The organism is Acinetobacter lwoffii, assembly GCF_052078135.1.
Classification (GTDB): domain Bacteria; phylum Pseudomonadota; class Gammaproteobacteria; order Pseudomonadales; family Moraxellaceae; genus Acinetobacter; species Acinetobacter lwoffii_Z.
Genome location: NZ_JBQGUZ010000007.1, coordinates 113,771 through 129,474 on the forward strand (window position 1 = coordinate 113,771; position 15,704 = coordinate 129,474).

The window sequence follows — 15,704 nt, forward strand, 5'->3', positions numbered from 1 at the left end:
TAATCTCTATAAAACCGAATAATTTGAACATGATTAATTGTGAATTAATTACAGTGTAATTTTCATATTGTTTATTCTAATTAAAAGAAACTTATCTCGCCCCTTGGGCACTTTTGGGTTGTAGTGGTGAATGCATGAAGCATGATAAATTTGAACAGGGAGCTCTGAGTCGGTCTAAGCCACTGACGTCATCATCACTGATTGCACCCCACGTTCACTTGTCTGAATCGGTTTTGTTAAAAAATCTGATCGATGCCTTACCGCAACCCTTGTGGGTCAGCAACAAAAAACATCTGCAATATTTTAACGATGCCATGACTGATTATCTTGGCGTGAACCTGAATGAACAGGGTCATCCGCAATGGCAGAGTTTTATCCATGCCGAGGACTTGCAGCTGTTTTTAGCGCAGTGGCATGCTGCGCTGGATCAACAGCAGAATTTTGAAACCCAGTGCCGGATTAAACGCAGTGATACCCATTATCGCATGTGTAGCCTGGCGGTAAAATTTCATCATGAACCTGAACATTTGCTGCAATGGGCCGTTTCTCTGACCGATGTGCATGATTATTTTGAAATCCAGCAGCAACTTTCTCAGATTGTTTCCACTCAGGAAAACATGCTGGATGCTAGCGCAGACTGCATTAACATTATCAGCCCTGAGGGTGAGATTCGGCATAGTAACTCTGGCTGTCTGGCACAAGCAAATGAGACCGCAGAACAAGATCAAGACCGTTCATTGTGCTGGTTAAATCGCTTAACCCCTGAAGCCCGAAAATCCGGGCAACGTGCTCTGAAACAGGCTGCCCAAGGCTTAAACAGCCGTTTCTCCAGCAAAATCCAGATCAAAGATCAACCGATCCAATATTGGGATCATCTGCTGACCCCGATTCTGGATCAGCAGAATATTACCCAAAATATCCTCTGTGTATCACGCAATATCAGTCAGCAAAAAATTGCAGAAACGCGGTTAAAAGAAGTAATTAAACGTGATGAACTGACTGGCCTGTATAATCGCAGTACCTTCTATAAAACCTTTAAACAGGTACTGTTAAAGGCCAAACAACAGCAGACCATGGCGGGTTTACTGCTGATTGATCTGGATTATTTCCGGCATATCAATGATACCTTGGGCCATATTGCCGGCGATCATCTGTTACATGTCTTGGGCAAACGTTTCCAGACCTGCTTCGGGCCAAATACCATCATCGCCCGTTTGGGTGGCGATGAATTTGCCGTACTGGTCAAAAATCTGGAAAGTGAAGAACAGCTGCTGGCAACGGCGCAAATGGCCTATGCCCAGCTGGATCAGCCCATCAATTATGTCGGCAATAGCATCAGCAGTGCCATGAGTATAGGCTGTGCCATCTATCCACGTGATGCCTTAAATACCTCGAATCTGCTGAAGTGTGCCGATATCGCCTTAAATGACCTGAAAAATAGTGGTCGTGGTGGCATCCGCATGTTTAATCAGGAAATGTGCGGTTCACTGGAAAATATAACCAAGCAGCTGACTCTGGCTCGCAAGATTATTCTGGCCGATCAGATCATTCCCTATTACCAACCTAAAGTACGTCTTTCTGATGGTGCAGTGATTGGTTTCGAAGCACTATTACGCTGGCAAGATCAGAATCAGAACATTCAGTTACCTTCCGAAATTTTTGCTGCCTTTCAGGACTATGAGCTGGCCTCACGCATCAGTGAGACCATGCAACTGAAAGTCTTTGCAGATATGAGTCGCTGGCAGGCACAAGGTCTGGATCTGTTACCCATTTCCATCAATGCTGCACCAGTCGAATTCCTGCGCGATGACTATGCCGAAAAACTGTTGGCACGCCTGTCCAACTTTGATATTCCCGCACATAAAGTTGAACTAGAAATTACCGAGCAGAGCCTATCCGAACATGGTGCCAATTATGTGGTTCGCGCCCTGAACCTGCTGAAACAGGCCGGAATCCAGATTTCGCTGGATGATTTCGGCACTGGACATTCTTCGCTGACCCGCTTGCAGGACTATCCGGTGGGTTGCATCAAGATTGACCGCAACTTTGTAGAACGCATGAACAGTGACCCATCTGCCCTGGCCATTGTCAAAGCCATTACCCAGATTGGCTCCAGTATTGCACTGGATGTTCTGGTCGAAGGAATTGAGAATACAGAACAGCTGGATACCCTGATCCATTGTGACTGTCAGATTGGACAAGGCTTCTATTTCTATCGTCCGATGGCCGGTGCTTCGGCCCAGGCTCTACTCCATCCGGCAGATCAATAAACGAATCACGCAGGCAGATTCAACGCACCCAGCGTACGATATAATCTTCAATGTCGTCTTGATGAATATCTGCTTCACTCAGGCAGCGCCCTGCTGCCGACTTGCGTGCCTGAATCACGCTTTCTCGTGAACCGCTAATCAGATAATGCCAGGATGGCAGGCTTTTGCCCTGCTCTACCCGGCGATAGGCACAACTCGAAGGCAACCAGTGAATCGTTTCCAGCTTCTCTGGCGTGAGCTGAATACAATCAGGCACATACTGCAAGCGATCTGGATAATTGGAGCAATGTGCAGTGCTACAATCCAGCAGCTTACATGCCACTTTGGTATAGGCGACTTCCTGAGTATCTTCATCTTCCAGTTTAATCAGACAACACAACCCACAACCATCACATAAGGCCTCCCACTCGACTTGCGTCAGTTCAGCAAGTGAATAGTTTTTCCAGAATTCGGGACGTAAAGTATCGCTCATGATCGGGCCGGAATATTCAAAAATCAGCTGATTATAACAGCCAGAACCCTGCAGACCTACTGTCTCAAATTTTTATTGTTATCACGTAAACTATTGTTAAATCAGAGACAGTTCATCAACACAACACTAACAGTCGCTGGAATCGTTTATTTCTATACTAAATTTGAAAATAAAAACACATGGAGAATATATATGTTTCGCTGGGCTATTATTTTTGCTGTTATTGCATTAATTGCGAGTCTACTTGGTTTCGGTGGCGTTGCAGGCTTGTCTAAGGATTTTGCGATTATCTTGTTGGTAATTGCGGTGATTCTTGCGATCGTTGGTTTTCTTTCGCGCGGCAAGGTCTAGATTTACGCTAGACCTTTTCAAAGCAAGTGTTAGCTTTCAAAAAAAACAAGAGCCTTCTGGCTCTTGTTTTTTTATGGGTATTTTAATGATCTGTTTTGATCAAAAATACTTCTTTTAAGATGAACTTAGGGCTTTAAATGACGTGGTCTAAAACCTGCCACCAGCAAGGCTGCAACATACGCTACCACACCGACAACACATAAGATCAATACTTCTACCACACGCATCCATTGTGATACATCTGCGTTATACCAACTCAGGGCATAGGCCAGAGCCGCAATCATCACCACATTGGCAAACATGAATTGCAGGAAGATTTTTTTCCAGTGCGAACCAAAACGGAAAATATCACGCTTATGCAGATAATAATAAAGTAAACCGGCATTGACCATCGCTGAACCCGTCGATGCCAGTGCAAGCGCCATATGCTCTGCTTCCCAGTCAATCAGCTTGAAGAAACCGATAAAAATCACGTTCAGAATCGCATTGGCCGCCACAGCCATCAAACCGACACGCACCGGGGTTCTGGTATCCTGCTTTGCATAAAAACCGGGAGCAAAGACTTTAATCAGCATAAAGGCAATCACACCACCGCTCATACATTGCAGCGCCAAAGCCGTCATTTGAGTATCTTCAAAGGTGAACTGGCCACGTTCAAACAGGGCTTGAATAATCGGGGTCGACAGCATAAACAGTGCAACACTGGCGGGTAGGCCTGCCATCACAATAACTTTGGCTGCCCAGTCCATCATGCCACGGAATTTTTCCGGATTTTGCTCGGTATGCCGTGCCGATAACGACGGCAAAATCACGGTACCAATTGCAACACCGATCAGACCCAGCGGCAATTCGGTCATACGCTCGGCACTATACAGCCAGGATACCGAACCATCCTGCATGAATGAAGCCCAAATGGTATTTAACAATAGATTAATTTGCGTGACAGATACACCAAATAATGCCGGTAGCATCAACTTCATGATGCGATCTACGCCTTCATGCTTGAAGTCAATTTTCGGTGGAATCAGCAGGTTTTTACGCCACAATTCAGGAATCTGGATGGCCAGCTGTAAAATACCGGCAATGATCACAGCCCAGCCCAGCGCCATAATCGGCTCGGCCATATAAGGCGTAAGCCAGAGCGCCCCGGCAATCATCGCCACATTCAGCAAGACCGGCGCAAATGCCGGGGTACTAAAAGAGCCATAACTGTTCAGAATACTGCTGGCAAAAGCCGTCAGTGACATGAACAGCAAATAAGGAATGGTCAGGCGGAACATGTCGGTCGCCAGAGCGAATTTTTCAGGATCGCTATGAAAACCGGGCGCATAGATATACATGATCAATGGCGCAGCAATGATCGCGACCATGGTCAACGTGGTCATGACCGTGGCCAGACAGCCAAATACCCGGCTGATCAGGATCTGGACTTCAGTATGCGTGCGACTGGTCTTATATTCGGTCAGTACCGGAATAAACGCCTGTGAAAATGCGCCTTCGGCAAATAAACGCCTGAAAAAGTTTGGAATACGAAATGCGACTACGAAGGTATCGAAGTCTTTACCAGCACCAAAGACATTCAGTAAAACAATGTCTCGAACCAATCCCAGTACGCGTGACAACATGGTCATCGCACTGACAATGACGGTCGAACGCCAAAGCGCCATCCTATTCACCTAATGTATAAATTTGTGGCTATTGTAATGAAACTTTTGTCAGAAGTTCATTGCTTAATTTCATCGCTCAAGCGAGCTTGAGGTGTTTTTATAATGCTGTAACTGTGCACGAAAATCAGCCCAGTTAAAATATGGTCCCGGATCGGTCTTGCGGCCCGGTGCAATATCCGAATGTCCGGCAATATGCTGCTGAATCTTGGAATAATGCTGTTGCAGACAGGCCGTGACTTTTACCAAGGCCTGATATTGTTCAGCTGCAAAAGGCAAGTCATCACTGCCTTCCAGTTCGATCCCGATCGAATAATCATTACATTCTTTTTTGCCCAAATAGCTCGAGCGGCCGGCATGCCAGGCACGGTCATTGAAATTAACAAATTGCAGTACTTCTCCCGTTCTTAAAATTAGCAGATGGGTCGACACCTGCATCCCTTCAATGGTTTGAAAATAAGGATGTACGGACCAGTCCAGCTGATTCTGAAAAAACTGTTCAATATAACCACCGCCAAACTGTGAAGGTGGCAGGCTGATATTGTGAATCACCAGCAATTGAATCTCGGTCTGTTCTGGCCGCTGATTAAAATTGGGAGACGGGATTTGACGTGCACCGATTAGTTGCCCGTCCTTGACCTGAAACTCAGCTGCCTGTTGCATAAAACCGTTCTCCCCAAAAATAAAATCTGCAAGATCAGCATTGCAGCCGGCTTCATGCTAAAACTTTCAAGGAGAAATCTCAATTCATCCCAGCAAACTGGATGAAAAATCGCTCATCTTTTATGTAACGGTGCTAAGATAAGGCGCAATTTTCACGGCTTAAAAAAGATACGGAAATACTCATGCGCATATCTCAAGCTTTGCTAGACCAGTCCATTCAGATCAATATTCAACAAGCACTTTCAGAAGATATCGGTGAAGGCGATATTACCGCCCTGCTGACTCCTGAAGATGAACAGGCCACTGCCACTATCATTAGCCGTGAAGACATGGTTTTGGCCGGCCAGCCTTGGGTAAATGCCTTGATTCAGGCCTATGATCCAAGTATTGAAGTGATCTGGCTGAAAAATGATGGCGATCATGTTCAAGCCAATCAAGCATTTTTAAAACTGGCCGGATCTGCACGTAGCTTACTCACCGTGGAGCGCCCTGCGCTAAACTTTGTCCAGACGCTGTCTGCGGTTGCGACTAAAACCGCCCACTATGTCAAAGAGCTGCAAGGTTTAAACACCAAATTATTAGATACTCGTAAAACGCTTCCGGGTCTGCGTATCGCACAAAAATATGCCGTGGCCATTGGCGGTGGCCAGAATCACCGTTTGGGCCTGTTTGATGCCTTCTTGATTAAAGAAAATCATATTATGGCAGCGGGTGGCATTGCGCAGGCGATTGCCAAGGCCCATCAAATTGCACCGGGTAAGCCTGTCGAAGTTGAAGTCGAAACCTGGGATGAGCTGAATCAGGCACTCGAAGCCCATGCTGATATTGTGATGCTGGATAATTTCAGTCAGCAGCAGATGATCGACGCGGTGCAACATGTGGCCGGTCGCTGCAAACTGGAAGCCTCAGGTAATATCACCATTGATAATTTACGTGAAGTCGCGAGTACCGGAGTAGATTATATTTCCATGGGCGTGCTGACCAAAGATCTCAAAGCCATTGATCTGTCGATGCGTTTCAATGCTTAAGCCTAGATGGGATAGATGACCGTAGAGGGTGCGAAGCACCCTTTTTTTATTTTTAGAAATTTTTTTTGCGTATATTTTGCTCAATTTTCTATTTTAGACCTTAATCATCATCGTCATCCCGATTACCTCGGCGATCGCGGTCATCATCGTCACCATCACGGTCGTTATATCTTCCGTTATCCTCATCACGATCCTGATTTAACACTGAACGCTCGTCATCTTCACGATTATTGCCCCAGTCACAGCCAGTTAATCCAAACACGCCCAGCAATGAAATTGCACAAAGCCACTGTTTCATGTCGCATTCCTCATTGTGTTCTCATCTGATCCAATATCGATGCAAAACCGGTTCAGATATAGCCGATTCATGTCGACTTTTTGTCAGGAAGTTTTGTAATGTAGTTTTTGAATACAGGTGCAGAGTGAAATTTCAGGCATAAAAAAACGCATCCAGAGATGCGTTTTTCAGCATGGAATAGATTACCAACCTAAAGCTTCTTGCTGTTTTTTCACCAATTCCTGAATGCCTTTCTCGGCCATTTCCAGCATGGCATTCGATTGTGCACGGGTAAATGGCTTATCTTCTGCAGTGCCTTGAATTTCAATAAATTCACCGGCCTGAGTCATCACCACGTTCAAATCGGTTTGACAGTTTGAATCTTCTTCATAGCAAAGATCCAGTAATACTTCATCTTTGAAAATACCCACAGAAACCGCAGCCACCAAACCTTTTAATGGATCATGTTTGATTTTCTTTCTTTCCAGCAAGACGTTCATGGCATCGACCAAAGCCACCGCAGCACCAGTAATCGCTGCAGTACGGGTACCGCCATCAGCCTGAATCACGTCACAGTCGATAGTAATGGTATTTTCACCGAGTTTTTTCAGATCGACCATTGAGCGCAAGCTACGACCAATCAGACGCTGAATTTCCTGGGTACGGCCACTCTGTTTGCCACGTGCCGCTTCACGGTCACTACGGGTATGAGTTGAACGTGGCAACATGCCATATTCAGCCGTTACCCAGCCCTGGCCCTGACCTTTGAGGAAACGCGGTACAGAACTATCCACACTGGCAGTGCACAGTACTTTGGTATGACCAAATTCAACCAATACAGAGCCTTCCGCATAACGTGTATAGTTACGGGTAATTTTCACTTCACGTAATTGATCTAATGCTCGTTGGTCGATACGCATAATAAGTCCTGTATGGGTTCAAAATAATTGCGGCTCAGTATAGCAGAAGCCCTTGCCAAGATTAGGCAGCCGGGCGATTCATTTACAAAATCAATGCATCAGCTCGCTACGAGTTGTCGAAATTCTGCCGATCTGTGGCACTACGATTTAATTTAATTTTTGCTAGACTAAAACTCTCTATAAGGGAAGCCGGTGATAGGAAACCCATTTATGTCCTTACGTGAAGATCGCAAGCAGCAAAGTCATCAGGCGTTACTCGATGCGACACTGGCATTCAGCAGTCAGGGCCGCGCTTTCAGCACGATCAGCCTACGTGAAGTTGCGAATGCAGTCGGACTGGTGCCGACGGCATTCTATCGGCATTTTCAGGATATGAACCAGTTGGGTCTGGAATTGCTGGATCAGGTTGCGATTCATATCAAGGGCGTACTCAATCAGCTGGGACAGGCTTATTTGTATCAGCCGAATACCCGAACCCACACCGGGCTGGAACTATTTTTTCAGGCCGTCGAATACCATCCTGAACCCTGGATTTTTTTTGTGGCAGAACGTTGGGGCGGTTCGGACGTATTACGTGCCGGCATTGAACGGGAAATTCATTTTCTGGCTGAAGATGTGATGCATGAACTGGCCAAGATGCAATCTACCCGACATATTCAGGCGCCACAGGACTTGCAGGCTCTGGCACAGATGCTGATTGAGCTGTCCCTGAACTGGGCGATGGGCTGGATTCATTTGCAACATCAGGCTGATCCAGAGCTGCGCCGCGCCCAATCCAATGCCTTTAAAAATCAAAGCATATTGCAGATGCAGCTCTTGCTGCGTGGCATTTTGCACTGGTACCGGCGACCTGCCGAAACAGTTGAAACCGCAAGCCCTGTGCTCAATGAAGCAGTCATTCCCCCGGCCTAAATAAAAAACCTGCATCATGATGCAGGTTTTTTTACTGATCGTCAGTTCAGACTTATTTAGCTTTACGCTCTTTTTCGATCAGGTAATTCACCACCTGAATGACTTTGGCATCATTACCCTGCACAATATATTTACCATTCACGGTCACTGCCGGAACACCACTTAACTGATACTGAGCAGCCAGATTTTTGGCTTGGGCAATTTTCGAAGTGATCGGGAAAGATTTATAGGTGCTGTTAAATTTCGCTTCAGAAATACCATAGCGGGTATAGAACTTGGCCAGTTGTGCCTGTTCTAAAATTGGACGTTGCTTGTCATGAATATCATGAAATAATTGTAAATGTGCTTTTTGACGCACACCCAATGCTTCAGACACATAATAAGCACGCGCTGCCTGTTCCCAGAGTGGATTCATTGCAGCAGGCGTACGTACAAAACGTACATCTTTTGGTAATTTTTTCAACCAGCCCTGCATATGTGGTTCAAGCGCGAAACAATGACCACAGCCGTACCAGAAGAATTCACGTACCTCAATTCTGCCCGGTTTTTCGACTTTGACTGGTTTTGCAACCACCTGATAGTCCTGACCTGCCACAAAATTGGCCATAGCATTGCCTGAAAAGGCCAAAACAGATGCGGCAACAGCGCCTAAAAGGAATTTTTTCATTCGGATTATCGTCCTCTAAATCATTATGCTTAGTTTATGTGTTCACTATAAATCAATTATGCCGGTTTCGTTTTCATTCTGTGAACTTTTTTGCTGCTTTTATCGCTTTTTCTGCCAGAATCGCTACACTAAACCATCGAACTGATTTTCAAGGTTTTAAATCAGTTTCTCTGGCCATTCGGCACATATATATTTTTAGCTAATCATGACTGATTGAGGTGACACCGATGTCGCAATTGAATGTTGATCCACAAGAAATTGCCAAGTTTGAAGCATTTGCAGCTATATGGTGGGATCAGCATTCCGAGTTCCGCCCCTTGCACATGATTAATCCACTGCGTTTAAACTGGATTGATGAACATGCCGGAGGCCTGAGCGGCAAAAAAGTGCTGGATGTCGGCTGTGGTGGCGGTATTCTGGCCGAAAGCATGGCGCGACGCGGTGCCGATGTACTCGGGATTGATATGGGCGCAGCCCCACTGAATGTGGCACGCATCCATGCCGAACAGGAAGGCGTGAGCAATATTGAATATCGTCAGGTGCCGGTCGAGCAACTGGCAGAGGAACAGGCTGGCCAATATGACATCGTGACCTGCATGGAAATGCTAGAGCATGTGCCAGATCCGGCATCGATTATTCAGGCCTGTCACAAGCTGGTCAAGCCAGGTGGTCATGTATTCTTCTCGACCATTAACCGTAATCCAAAGTCCTATTTATTTGCGATTATCGGGGCAGAATATGTCTTGCGCATGCTGGCCAAAGGCACCCATGATTACAGCAAATTTATCAAGCCGTCTGAACTGGCACATGATATTCGTAACGCTGGTTTAAAGCTCAAAGACATGACCGGTCTGCACTATAATCCGCTGACCAAGCGTTATTGGCTGGCACCGAATGTTGATGTGAACTATATGGTCTATACCGTGAAAGATAGCGCAGCAGAGACCACAGCATGAAAGCCGTTTTATTTGACCTCGATGGTACCCTGATTGATACCGCTGCCGATTTTATCCGGATTATCCAGCAGATGTGCCATGAAGAAGGCCGTGCACTGGTTGAACCCGAGCTGATTCGTACCCAAGTCTCCGAAGGCGCTCGCGCTATGGTGAAACTGGTTTATCCGGAACTGCAACTGGAAGATCCGGTCTTTCTGCAACACCGTCAGCGCTTTCTGGACATGTATGGCGCAGATATTGCGGTCGATACCGATCTGTTTGATGGCATGTATCCATTACTTGAACAGCTAGAGGAAAATGACATTCCTTGGGGGATTGTGACCAATAAACCGCGCTGGCTCAGCGAGGCTTTACTGCAAGCGCTGAACCTGAGTGAACGCTGCGCAGTGCTGGTATGTCCGGAAGATGTCACTCGGACCAAACCCGATCCTGAACCGATGTATCTGGCAGCCAAGCAACTGAATCTTGCCGCGGAAGACTGTATCTATGTCGGAGATCATCCCCGAGATATTGATGCCGGCCGTCATGCCCAGATGCTGACCATTCTGGCTGCTTATGGTTATTTGCCGTTGCAATACAAAGACGATTTAAACGCCTGGCAGGCCGACCATATCGTGCATACTGTGACAGAATTACATCAATTGATTCAGACACTAGTACTGAAGCAGCATACTGCGGTATCTTGAACGCTTAACACTAAATAATAAGAAGTGAGGAGGTAGATAATGAAATATTCAGCATATCAACCTCGCCCCGATCTGCTCAAGGATCGTATCATCCTAATCACAGGTGCGGGCGATGGCATTGGACGTGCAGCAGCAATCAGTTATGCCTTGCATGGCGCAACTGTGGTGCTGCATGGGCGTACCTTAAACAAACTCGAAGTCATTTATGATGAAATTGAAAGTTTGGGTGCGCCGCAACCTGCCATCTTGCCGCTACAACTATCGAGTGCGTCAGAACGTGATTATGAGCTTTTGCTCGATACGCTAGACCGTCAGTTTGGTCGTCTGGACGGCATTCTGCACAATGCCGGCATTTTAGGCGAACGGGTTCCCTTGGCGGATTATCCGGTCAATGTCTGGGATGATGTGATGGCGGTCAATCTGCGTGCACCCTTTGTCATGACCCAAGCGCTGTTACCGTTATTATCCAAATCCCAACATGCTTCTGTGGTTTTTGCCAGCTCAGGTGTAGGCCGCGAAGCCCGCGAACGCTGGGGTGCGTATTCGGTTTCTAAAATTGCTATTGAAGCGGTAAGCCAGTTATTTGCCAAAGAGCAGGTACATCCGAATATCCGTTATAACTGCATCAATCCCGGGGCAACGCGGACTGCCATGCGCGCCAAGGCCTATCCGAATGAAGATCCGAAAACCCTGCCTACCCCCGATTCAATCATGCCGGCTTATCTATATTTGATGGGTAATGACAGCCTGCATATGAATGGCCAGAGTATTGATGCACAGGATTAAATTATTCTGTCTGTCATTCAGGGAGCAATCGCTCCCTTTTTATTTCATTTTTAGTCATATTCAGCGCATAAATCTTAAGTAAGTTCACCCCGCTCGCATTGAGTTTCATTAAAATAACAGCATACTAAGCCCCACTATATTTCACTCGAGTGCATCATGACTGAATTAAACAATATTACGGTGACCCATTTAGACGATGGCATGGTGTCGCTGCTGATTGATCAACAGCCTATTTCAGAGAAATACGGCACCAAGTTTGAAGCCAGTATCGTGGATGACATCAAAGCACTCGAAAATGCTCAGAAACTCAAATTGTTCGAGCAATTTGTATTTTCACATCAGGATCTGAATTTTGAACATGCCTATTATTATGTGACTGGCATTGAAAAATTAGACGACAGTTATCGTCTGGCCAAGCATTTTGTTTATCGCATTAAAATTGAAGGTCAGCCAGAAATCGAACATGTCATCAGCAATCAGGGCAAAGCCATGACGGCCGAGGATGTACGTGCCTTTATTCAGGCGCATGTGCAGAAATCACTCAACGATTATACTGACCTGAACTACGCTTATTAAAAGTCGGGTCATTGAATAATCTTGGGCACTTTTCGATAAAGTGCCCTTTTTTTCTTAAAATCCTGCAAAAAATAACATTAAATCGGATTTACATATTAAATATATAAAATTATACGGTTTTCCAAATTAAACTGATTGGACTATGCTTTCTTGAATCACAGATAGATCAAATCAGGAGCGCAGCATGGCTGACCAAAAACGTAAAATTGAAACAATTCACCGGATTGAACAGTTGCAGTTATCTGAAGCATTGATTGTGGCACTCGATGACGCCCTACAAGCTGAATCCGTAGCTGACGCGATTCAGTCCTTACAAGGTTTGGCAGAGCAATGGAATTAATCTCAAACTAAACCGGCAAAATTCTTTGTCGTTTCATTAAATCATGAACTTTTTTCTCGCTGACTCAATGCTGTTTTTTTGAGCTAAATCATCGATTTTCGCTTGCATGTTGACCCTTGCTTTGATGAGATAAGGACATGGCTCGGTAGGCTACTTTATAGAAGTGATGCCGTCGCATATAGTCATGTAAAAACATGACATCATCATAATATCTCTGCATTTGTTATAAAAATTGTGCCTGTTCTTCACAGTTTCTCTGCAATTTTTCCGTACATTAGGTGCTGTAGAAGATGAACAATTTAATGAGGGTTCAACATGAAAAAGGTTTTGGTGGCACTGGCAATTTCTTGCAGTACATTCATGCTGAGCAATGTCGTCATCGCTGCCCCTCATTTCAATGATGAATCCCGTATGGATTCACGTCATGGTCATGACAAGAAGAAAGCCCGTGAGTTCCGAGAGGAAGATCAGCAGGATAACCGCCGTATGCGTGAAGAACGCGGGGTGAAACGCCTGCAACAGTTACGCTGGCAGCCGGGTTATGTGATGCCACAGCATTATCGTGGCAATGGCTATAAAGTTGAATACAAAGACCATCGCCTGCCTCGACCTGACCGCAAGCAGCAATGGTATAAAGTCAATAATGACTACATTCTGGTGGATTCTGAAAACAACAGCATTATCCGCATCGTGGGTGACTAGTTCATAAGCGCATTCAAATTTAATCTTCTTTAAGGCCCAACCATGTTTGGGCTTTTCTATTTTACTGGCTGAATTTTTTTATCCGCAAATCTTGCGGCTTATCCAGCTTTTAGACTGCATGACTTATCTACTAAATTTCTTCATGAATTTAACAATTTAACTAAATTGTACTCACGCTTTCTATGTACTTGTTCGCTAATTTAGTCTTATCGAAATTAGATATACATCTTAAGGTGAGAGCCATGAAAAAAGTCTTAACTACAATCGCGTTATCTCTAAGTGCTTTGTTAGCTACTTCTGCAATGGCAGCACCACAGCATGACTCGCGTTATGACTATAATCCACATAAATCGGCACCACACTGGAATGCCAAAGATAGCAAGAAATGGAATGACGACCGTCGCTGGAATGATGACCGCCGTCATAACAACCGTATGGTCAATCCAAGCCGTGACTGGCGCGTAGGACAAACTTTACCTCGTCAATATGACAACAACCGTTTTGAAGTCAGTGATCGCGAAGCACGTCGTTTACCAAATACCGGCCGTTTCCAGCAATGGTACAAAGTCAACAATGACTATGTTCTAGTGAATGAACGTACCAACAAAATTGTACGAATCATTAACTAAGCTTTCTCCATTACTGCTCGTCTTGCAGACACCTGAAGCCCCCTTCAGGTGTTTTTTTATATCTACACTTCCACTTGCATTTTTTTTCATTAGAATCAAAGCTGGATCTTCAATCATTGAAATGGGCACAGCATGACTTCAGCAGAAACGTCACAAAGCACAACTTTGCAATATGTGCACTGGTTTCGCCATTCTGCGCCTTATATCAATGCGCACCGCAACAAAACCTTTGTAATCATGTTTGATGGCGAAGCCGTCTTAAATGATAACTTTCAGCATATTATTCACGATATCGCCTTATTACATTCTTTGGGGATTCGGCTGATTCTGGTACATGGTGCACGTCCGCAAATTAACCAGAATCTGGCTCAAAGCCAGATTACGACGCCTTTTTACCAGCAGCGTCGGGTCACCACACGTGAATCTTTAAGCTGTGTGATGAATGCCGTCGGTTCGATCCGCCTACAAATTGAAGCACTGCTGTCTATGGGACTGGCCAACTCGCCGATGTATGGCGCCCGGATTGATACCGTTTCAGGGAATTTTATCACTGCCAAGCCGTATGGGATTCGTGATGGTATTGATTTTCAACTGACCGGTGAAGTGCGTGCAGTTGATACTGACGCGATTCAGCGCCATCTGGACAGTCATAATATTGTGGTGCTTGGCCCGACTGGTTATTCCACAACAGGAGAAGTCTTTAATCTGCTGGCTGAAGAAGTTGCTACCAAAACTGCGATTCGCCTCAAGGCAGATAAACTGATTTTTCTCGGTAAGCAGCATGGCCTGATGGACAGTAACGGTCAGCTCAAACGTGAAGTGACACCGCAACAGCTGGATGATTTTATTCCGGTCGAGCAAGATGCACTGGAAAGAGGATTACAATTAAAAGCCGCACAGGAAGCCTCCATGAACGGCGTACATCGGGTGCATCTGATTTCTTATGCCTATGATGGTGCCCTGCTGGAAGAACTTTTCACCCGTGATGGTTCCGGCACTCTGGTCACTGACGCGCATTATGAAGAAGTGCGGATGGCCGATATTCAGGATGTAGGCGGTCTGATCGGTTTGCTGCGTCCACTGGAAGAAGAAGGCATTCTGGTTTATCGTTCGCGTGAACGTCTGGAAAATGAAATCAACCAGTTTGCCGTAATCGAACGGGACGGCATGATTCTGGCCTGTGCCGCCCTTTATCCGATTCCGACTACGGGTGATGAATTGCGTTCTGCAGAAATTGCCTGTGTTGCGGTACATCCCAGTTATCGCAAGTCTAATCGGGGTAGCCAGATCCTGCATTATCTAGAAGAAAAAGCCAAAAGCATGCAGATTCAGCGACTGTTTATTTTAACTACCCGCACCGCGCACTGGTTTCTGGAACAAGGCTTTGAACCGGCTTCAGTCGATGACCTGCCGGATGCCCGTCAGGCATTTTACAATTATCAACGTAATTCAATTGTTTGCAAAAAGTCACTTTAAAGTGGCTTTTTCTTTCAGTGCTTTAGCTTAATTTTAGATAAAGATATCTGGCAATCTCGCTTTAAATTTTAAAATTGCAATGCTGCTTTTCAGCTAAACATATCAGCAGATTAGATTTAAAGAAATAATTATAAATTTCATAAGTTTGATTAACTTAAATAGTAAATATTCATTTTTATATAAATCACTTTTTCGCATAAGTTTTGCGCTTTTTTATTTATCTTTTTTCTTCATTAGAAATTCCTGAATAGTTATTTTTTTGAAAAAACAAAAACGATTAGCGTGTGTCTAAGTTTTCATTCACTAGTTTGTCATTTTCGGGAGTTTTG

The 15,704-nt window shown here is 45.2% G+C and carries 18 protein-coding genes; 12 read left to right on the plus strand and 6 right to left on the minus strand.

What is annotated here, in order from left to right; genetic code table 11:
• The first annotated feature begins 134 nt into the window (after window positions 1-134).
• Window positions 135-2,270, plus strand: a complete 2,136-nt coding sequence (locus tag ACTL4S_RS06750; RefSeq protein WP_441298999.1) for a sensor domain-containing protein — start codon at window positions 135-137, stop codon at window positions 2,268-2,270.
• 19 nt (window positions 2,271-2,289) lie between these two features.
• Here ACTL4S_RS06750 and ACTL4S_RS06755 read toward each other — a convergent pair whose 3' ends face one another.
• Window positions 2,290-2,742 carry a YcgN family cysteine cluster protein gene (locus ACTL4S_RS06755; RefSeq protein ID WP_441299000.1) on the minus strand — a complete coding sequence of 151 codons (453 nt, stop codon included), beginning with the start codon at window positions 2,740-2,742 and terminating at the stop codon, window positions 2,290-2,292.
• Between the two features lie 192 nt (window positions 2,743-2,934).
• Between ACTL4S_RS06755 and ACTL4S_RS06760 the strand changes: the two genes are divergently transcribed.
• Window positions 2,935-3,093: a DUF1328 domain-containing protein gene (locus ACTL4S_RS06760; RefSeq protein WP_004647174.1), complete on the plus strand. Its 159-nt coding sequence runs from the start codon at window positions 2,935-2,937 to the stop codon at window positions 3,091-3,093.
• Window positions 3,094-3,218: 125 nt separating this feature from the next.
• On the opposite strand, the gene murJ is transcribed toward ACTL4S_RS06760, so the two are convergent.
• Both murJ and ampD read right to left on the minus strand, forming a co-directional pair.
• On the minus strand, window positions 3,219-4,769 hold the full coding sequence (gene murJ / locus ACTL4S_RS06765; protein ID WP_425880078.1) for a murein biosynthesis integral membrane protein MurJ: 1,551 nt from the start codon (window positions 4,767-4,769) through the stop codon (window positions 3,219-3,221).
• Between the two features lie 60 nt (window positions 4,770-4,829).
• Window positions 4,830-5,420 (minus strand): 1,6-anhydro-N-acetylmuramyl-L-alanine amidase AmpD, encoded by a 591-nt coding sequence (gene ampD / locus ACTL4S_RS06770; protein WP_004729058.1) that lies wholly within the window; start codon window positions 5,418-5,420, stop codon window positions 4,830-4,832.
• A gap of 182 nt (window positions 5,421-5,602) precedes the next feature.
• On the opposite strand from ampD, the gene nadC reads away from it, so the two are divergent.
• Window positions 5,603-6,448 carry a carboxylating nicotinate-nucleotide diphosphorylase gene (nadC, locus tag ACTL4S_RS06775; RefSeq protein WP_004647170.1) on the plus strand — a complete coding sequence of 282 codons (846 nt, stop codon included), beginning with the start codon at window positions 5,603-5,605 and terminating at the stop codon, window positions 6,446-6,448.
• A gap of 100 nt (window positions 6,449-6,548) precedes the next feature.
• On the opposite strand, the gene ACTL4S_RS06780 is transcribed toward nadC, so the two are convergent.
• Window positions 6,549-6,746, minus strand: a complete 198-nt coding sequence (locus ACTL4S_RS06780) for a hypothetical protein (protein WP_441299001.1) — start codon at window positions 6,744-6,746, stop codon at window positions 6,549-6,551.
• A gap of 182 nt (window positions 6,747-6,928) precedes the next feature.
• Complete coding sequence (gene rph / locus ACTL4S_RS06785; RefSeq protein ID WP_004281238.1) at window positions 6,929-7,645, minus strand: ribonuclease PH; 717 nt, start codon at window positions 7,643-7,645, stop codon at window positions 6,929-6,931.
• A 210-nt stretch (window positions 7,646-7,855) separates the two neighbouring features.
• Here rph and ACTL4S_RS06790 point away from each other — a divergent pair, with 210 nt between their 5' ends.
• Window positions 7,856-8,557, plus strand: coding sequence for a TetR/AcrR family transcriptional regulator (locus ACTL4S_RS06790; RefSeq protein ID WP_441299002.1), 702 nt, complete (start codon window positions 7,856-7,858; stop codon window positions 8,555-8,557).
• A gap of 52 nt (window positions 8,558-8,609) precedes the next feature.
• On the opposite strand, the gene ACTL4S_RS06795 is transcribed toward ACTL4S_RS06790, so the two are convergent.
• Window positions 8,610-9,224: a thiol:disulfide interchange protein DsbA/DsbL gene (locus ACTL4S_RS06795; RefSeq protein ID WP_005094908.1), complete on the minus strand. Its 615-nt coding sequence runs from the start codon at window positions 9,222-9,224 to the stop codon at window positions 8,610-8,612.
• A gap of 227 nt (window positions 9,225-9,451) precedes the next feature.
• On the opposite strand from ACTL4S_RS06795, the gene ubiG reads away from it, so the two are divergent.
• The 8 genes from ubiG to argA all read left to right on the plus strand — a co-directional run bounded on the left by ubiG (window position 9,452) and on the right by argA (window position 15,375).
• Window positions 9,452-10,180 (plus strand): bifunctional 2-polyprenyl-6-hydroxyphenol methylase/3-demethylubiquinol 3-O-methyltransferase UbiG, encoded by a 729-nt coding sequence (ubiG, locus tag ACTL4S_RS06800; RefSeq protein ID WP_005108199.1) that lies wholly within the window; start codon window positions 9,452-9,454, stop codon window positions 10,178-10,180.
• Window positions 10,177-10,866, plus strand: a complete 690-nt coding sequence (locus ACTL4S_RS06805; protein WP_044108779.1) for an HAD family hydrolase — start codon at window positions 10,177-10,179, stop codon at window positions 10,864-10,866. The genes ubiG and ACTL4S_RS06805 overlap by 4 nt, the downstream gene beginning before the upstream one ends.
• Window positions 10,867-10,905: 39 nt before the next feature.
• Entirely contained in the window at window positions 10,906-11,652 is a 747-nt protein-coding gene (locus ACTL4S_RS06810; RefSeq protein ID WP_243474465.1) for a YciK family oxidoreductase, read from the plus strand.
• Window positions 11,653-11,808: 156 nt separating this feature from the next.
• A complete protein-coding gene (locus ACTL4S_RS06815; protein WP_004281232.1) occupies window positions 11,809-12,228 on the plus strand; it encodes a hypothetical protein in 420 nt (139 codons plus the stop codon).
• 184 nt (window positions 12,229-12,412) lie between these two features.
• A complete protein-coding gene (locus ACTL4S_RS06820) occupies window positions 12,413-12,568 on the plus strand; it encodes a hypothetical protein (RefSeq protein WP_004281231.1) in 156 nt (51 codons plus the stop codon).
• 315 nt (window positions 12,569-12,883) lie between these two features.
• On the plus strand, window positions 12,884-13,270 hold the full coding sequence (locus ACTL4S_RS06825) for an RcnB family protein (RefSeq protein ID WP_004281230.1): 387 nt from the start codon (window positions 12,884-12,886) through the stop codon (window positions 13,268-13,270).
• A 242-nt stretch (window positions 13,271-13,512) separates the two neighbouring features.
• A complete protein-coding gene (locus ACTL4S_RS06830; protein WP_441299003.1) occupies window positions 13,513-13,899 on the plus strand; it encodes an RcnB family protein in 387 nt (128 codons plus the stop codon).
• Window positions 13,900-14,031: 132 nt separating this feature from the next.
• Window positions 14,032-15,375, plus strand: a complete 1,344-nt coding sequence (gene argA, locus ACTL4S_RS06835; protein ID WP_247144277.1) for an amino-acid N-acetyltransferase — start codon at window positions 14,032-14,034, stop codon at window positions 15,373-15,375.
• Window positions 15,376-15,704 lie beyond the last annotated feature (329 nt).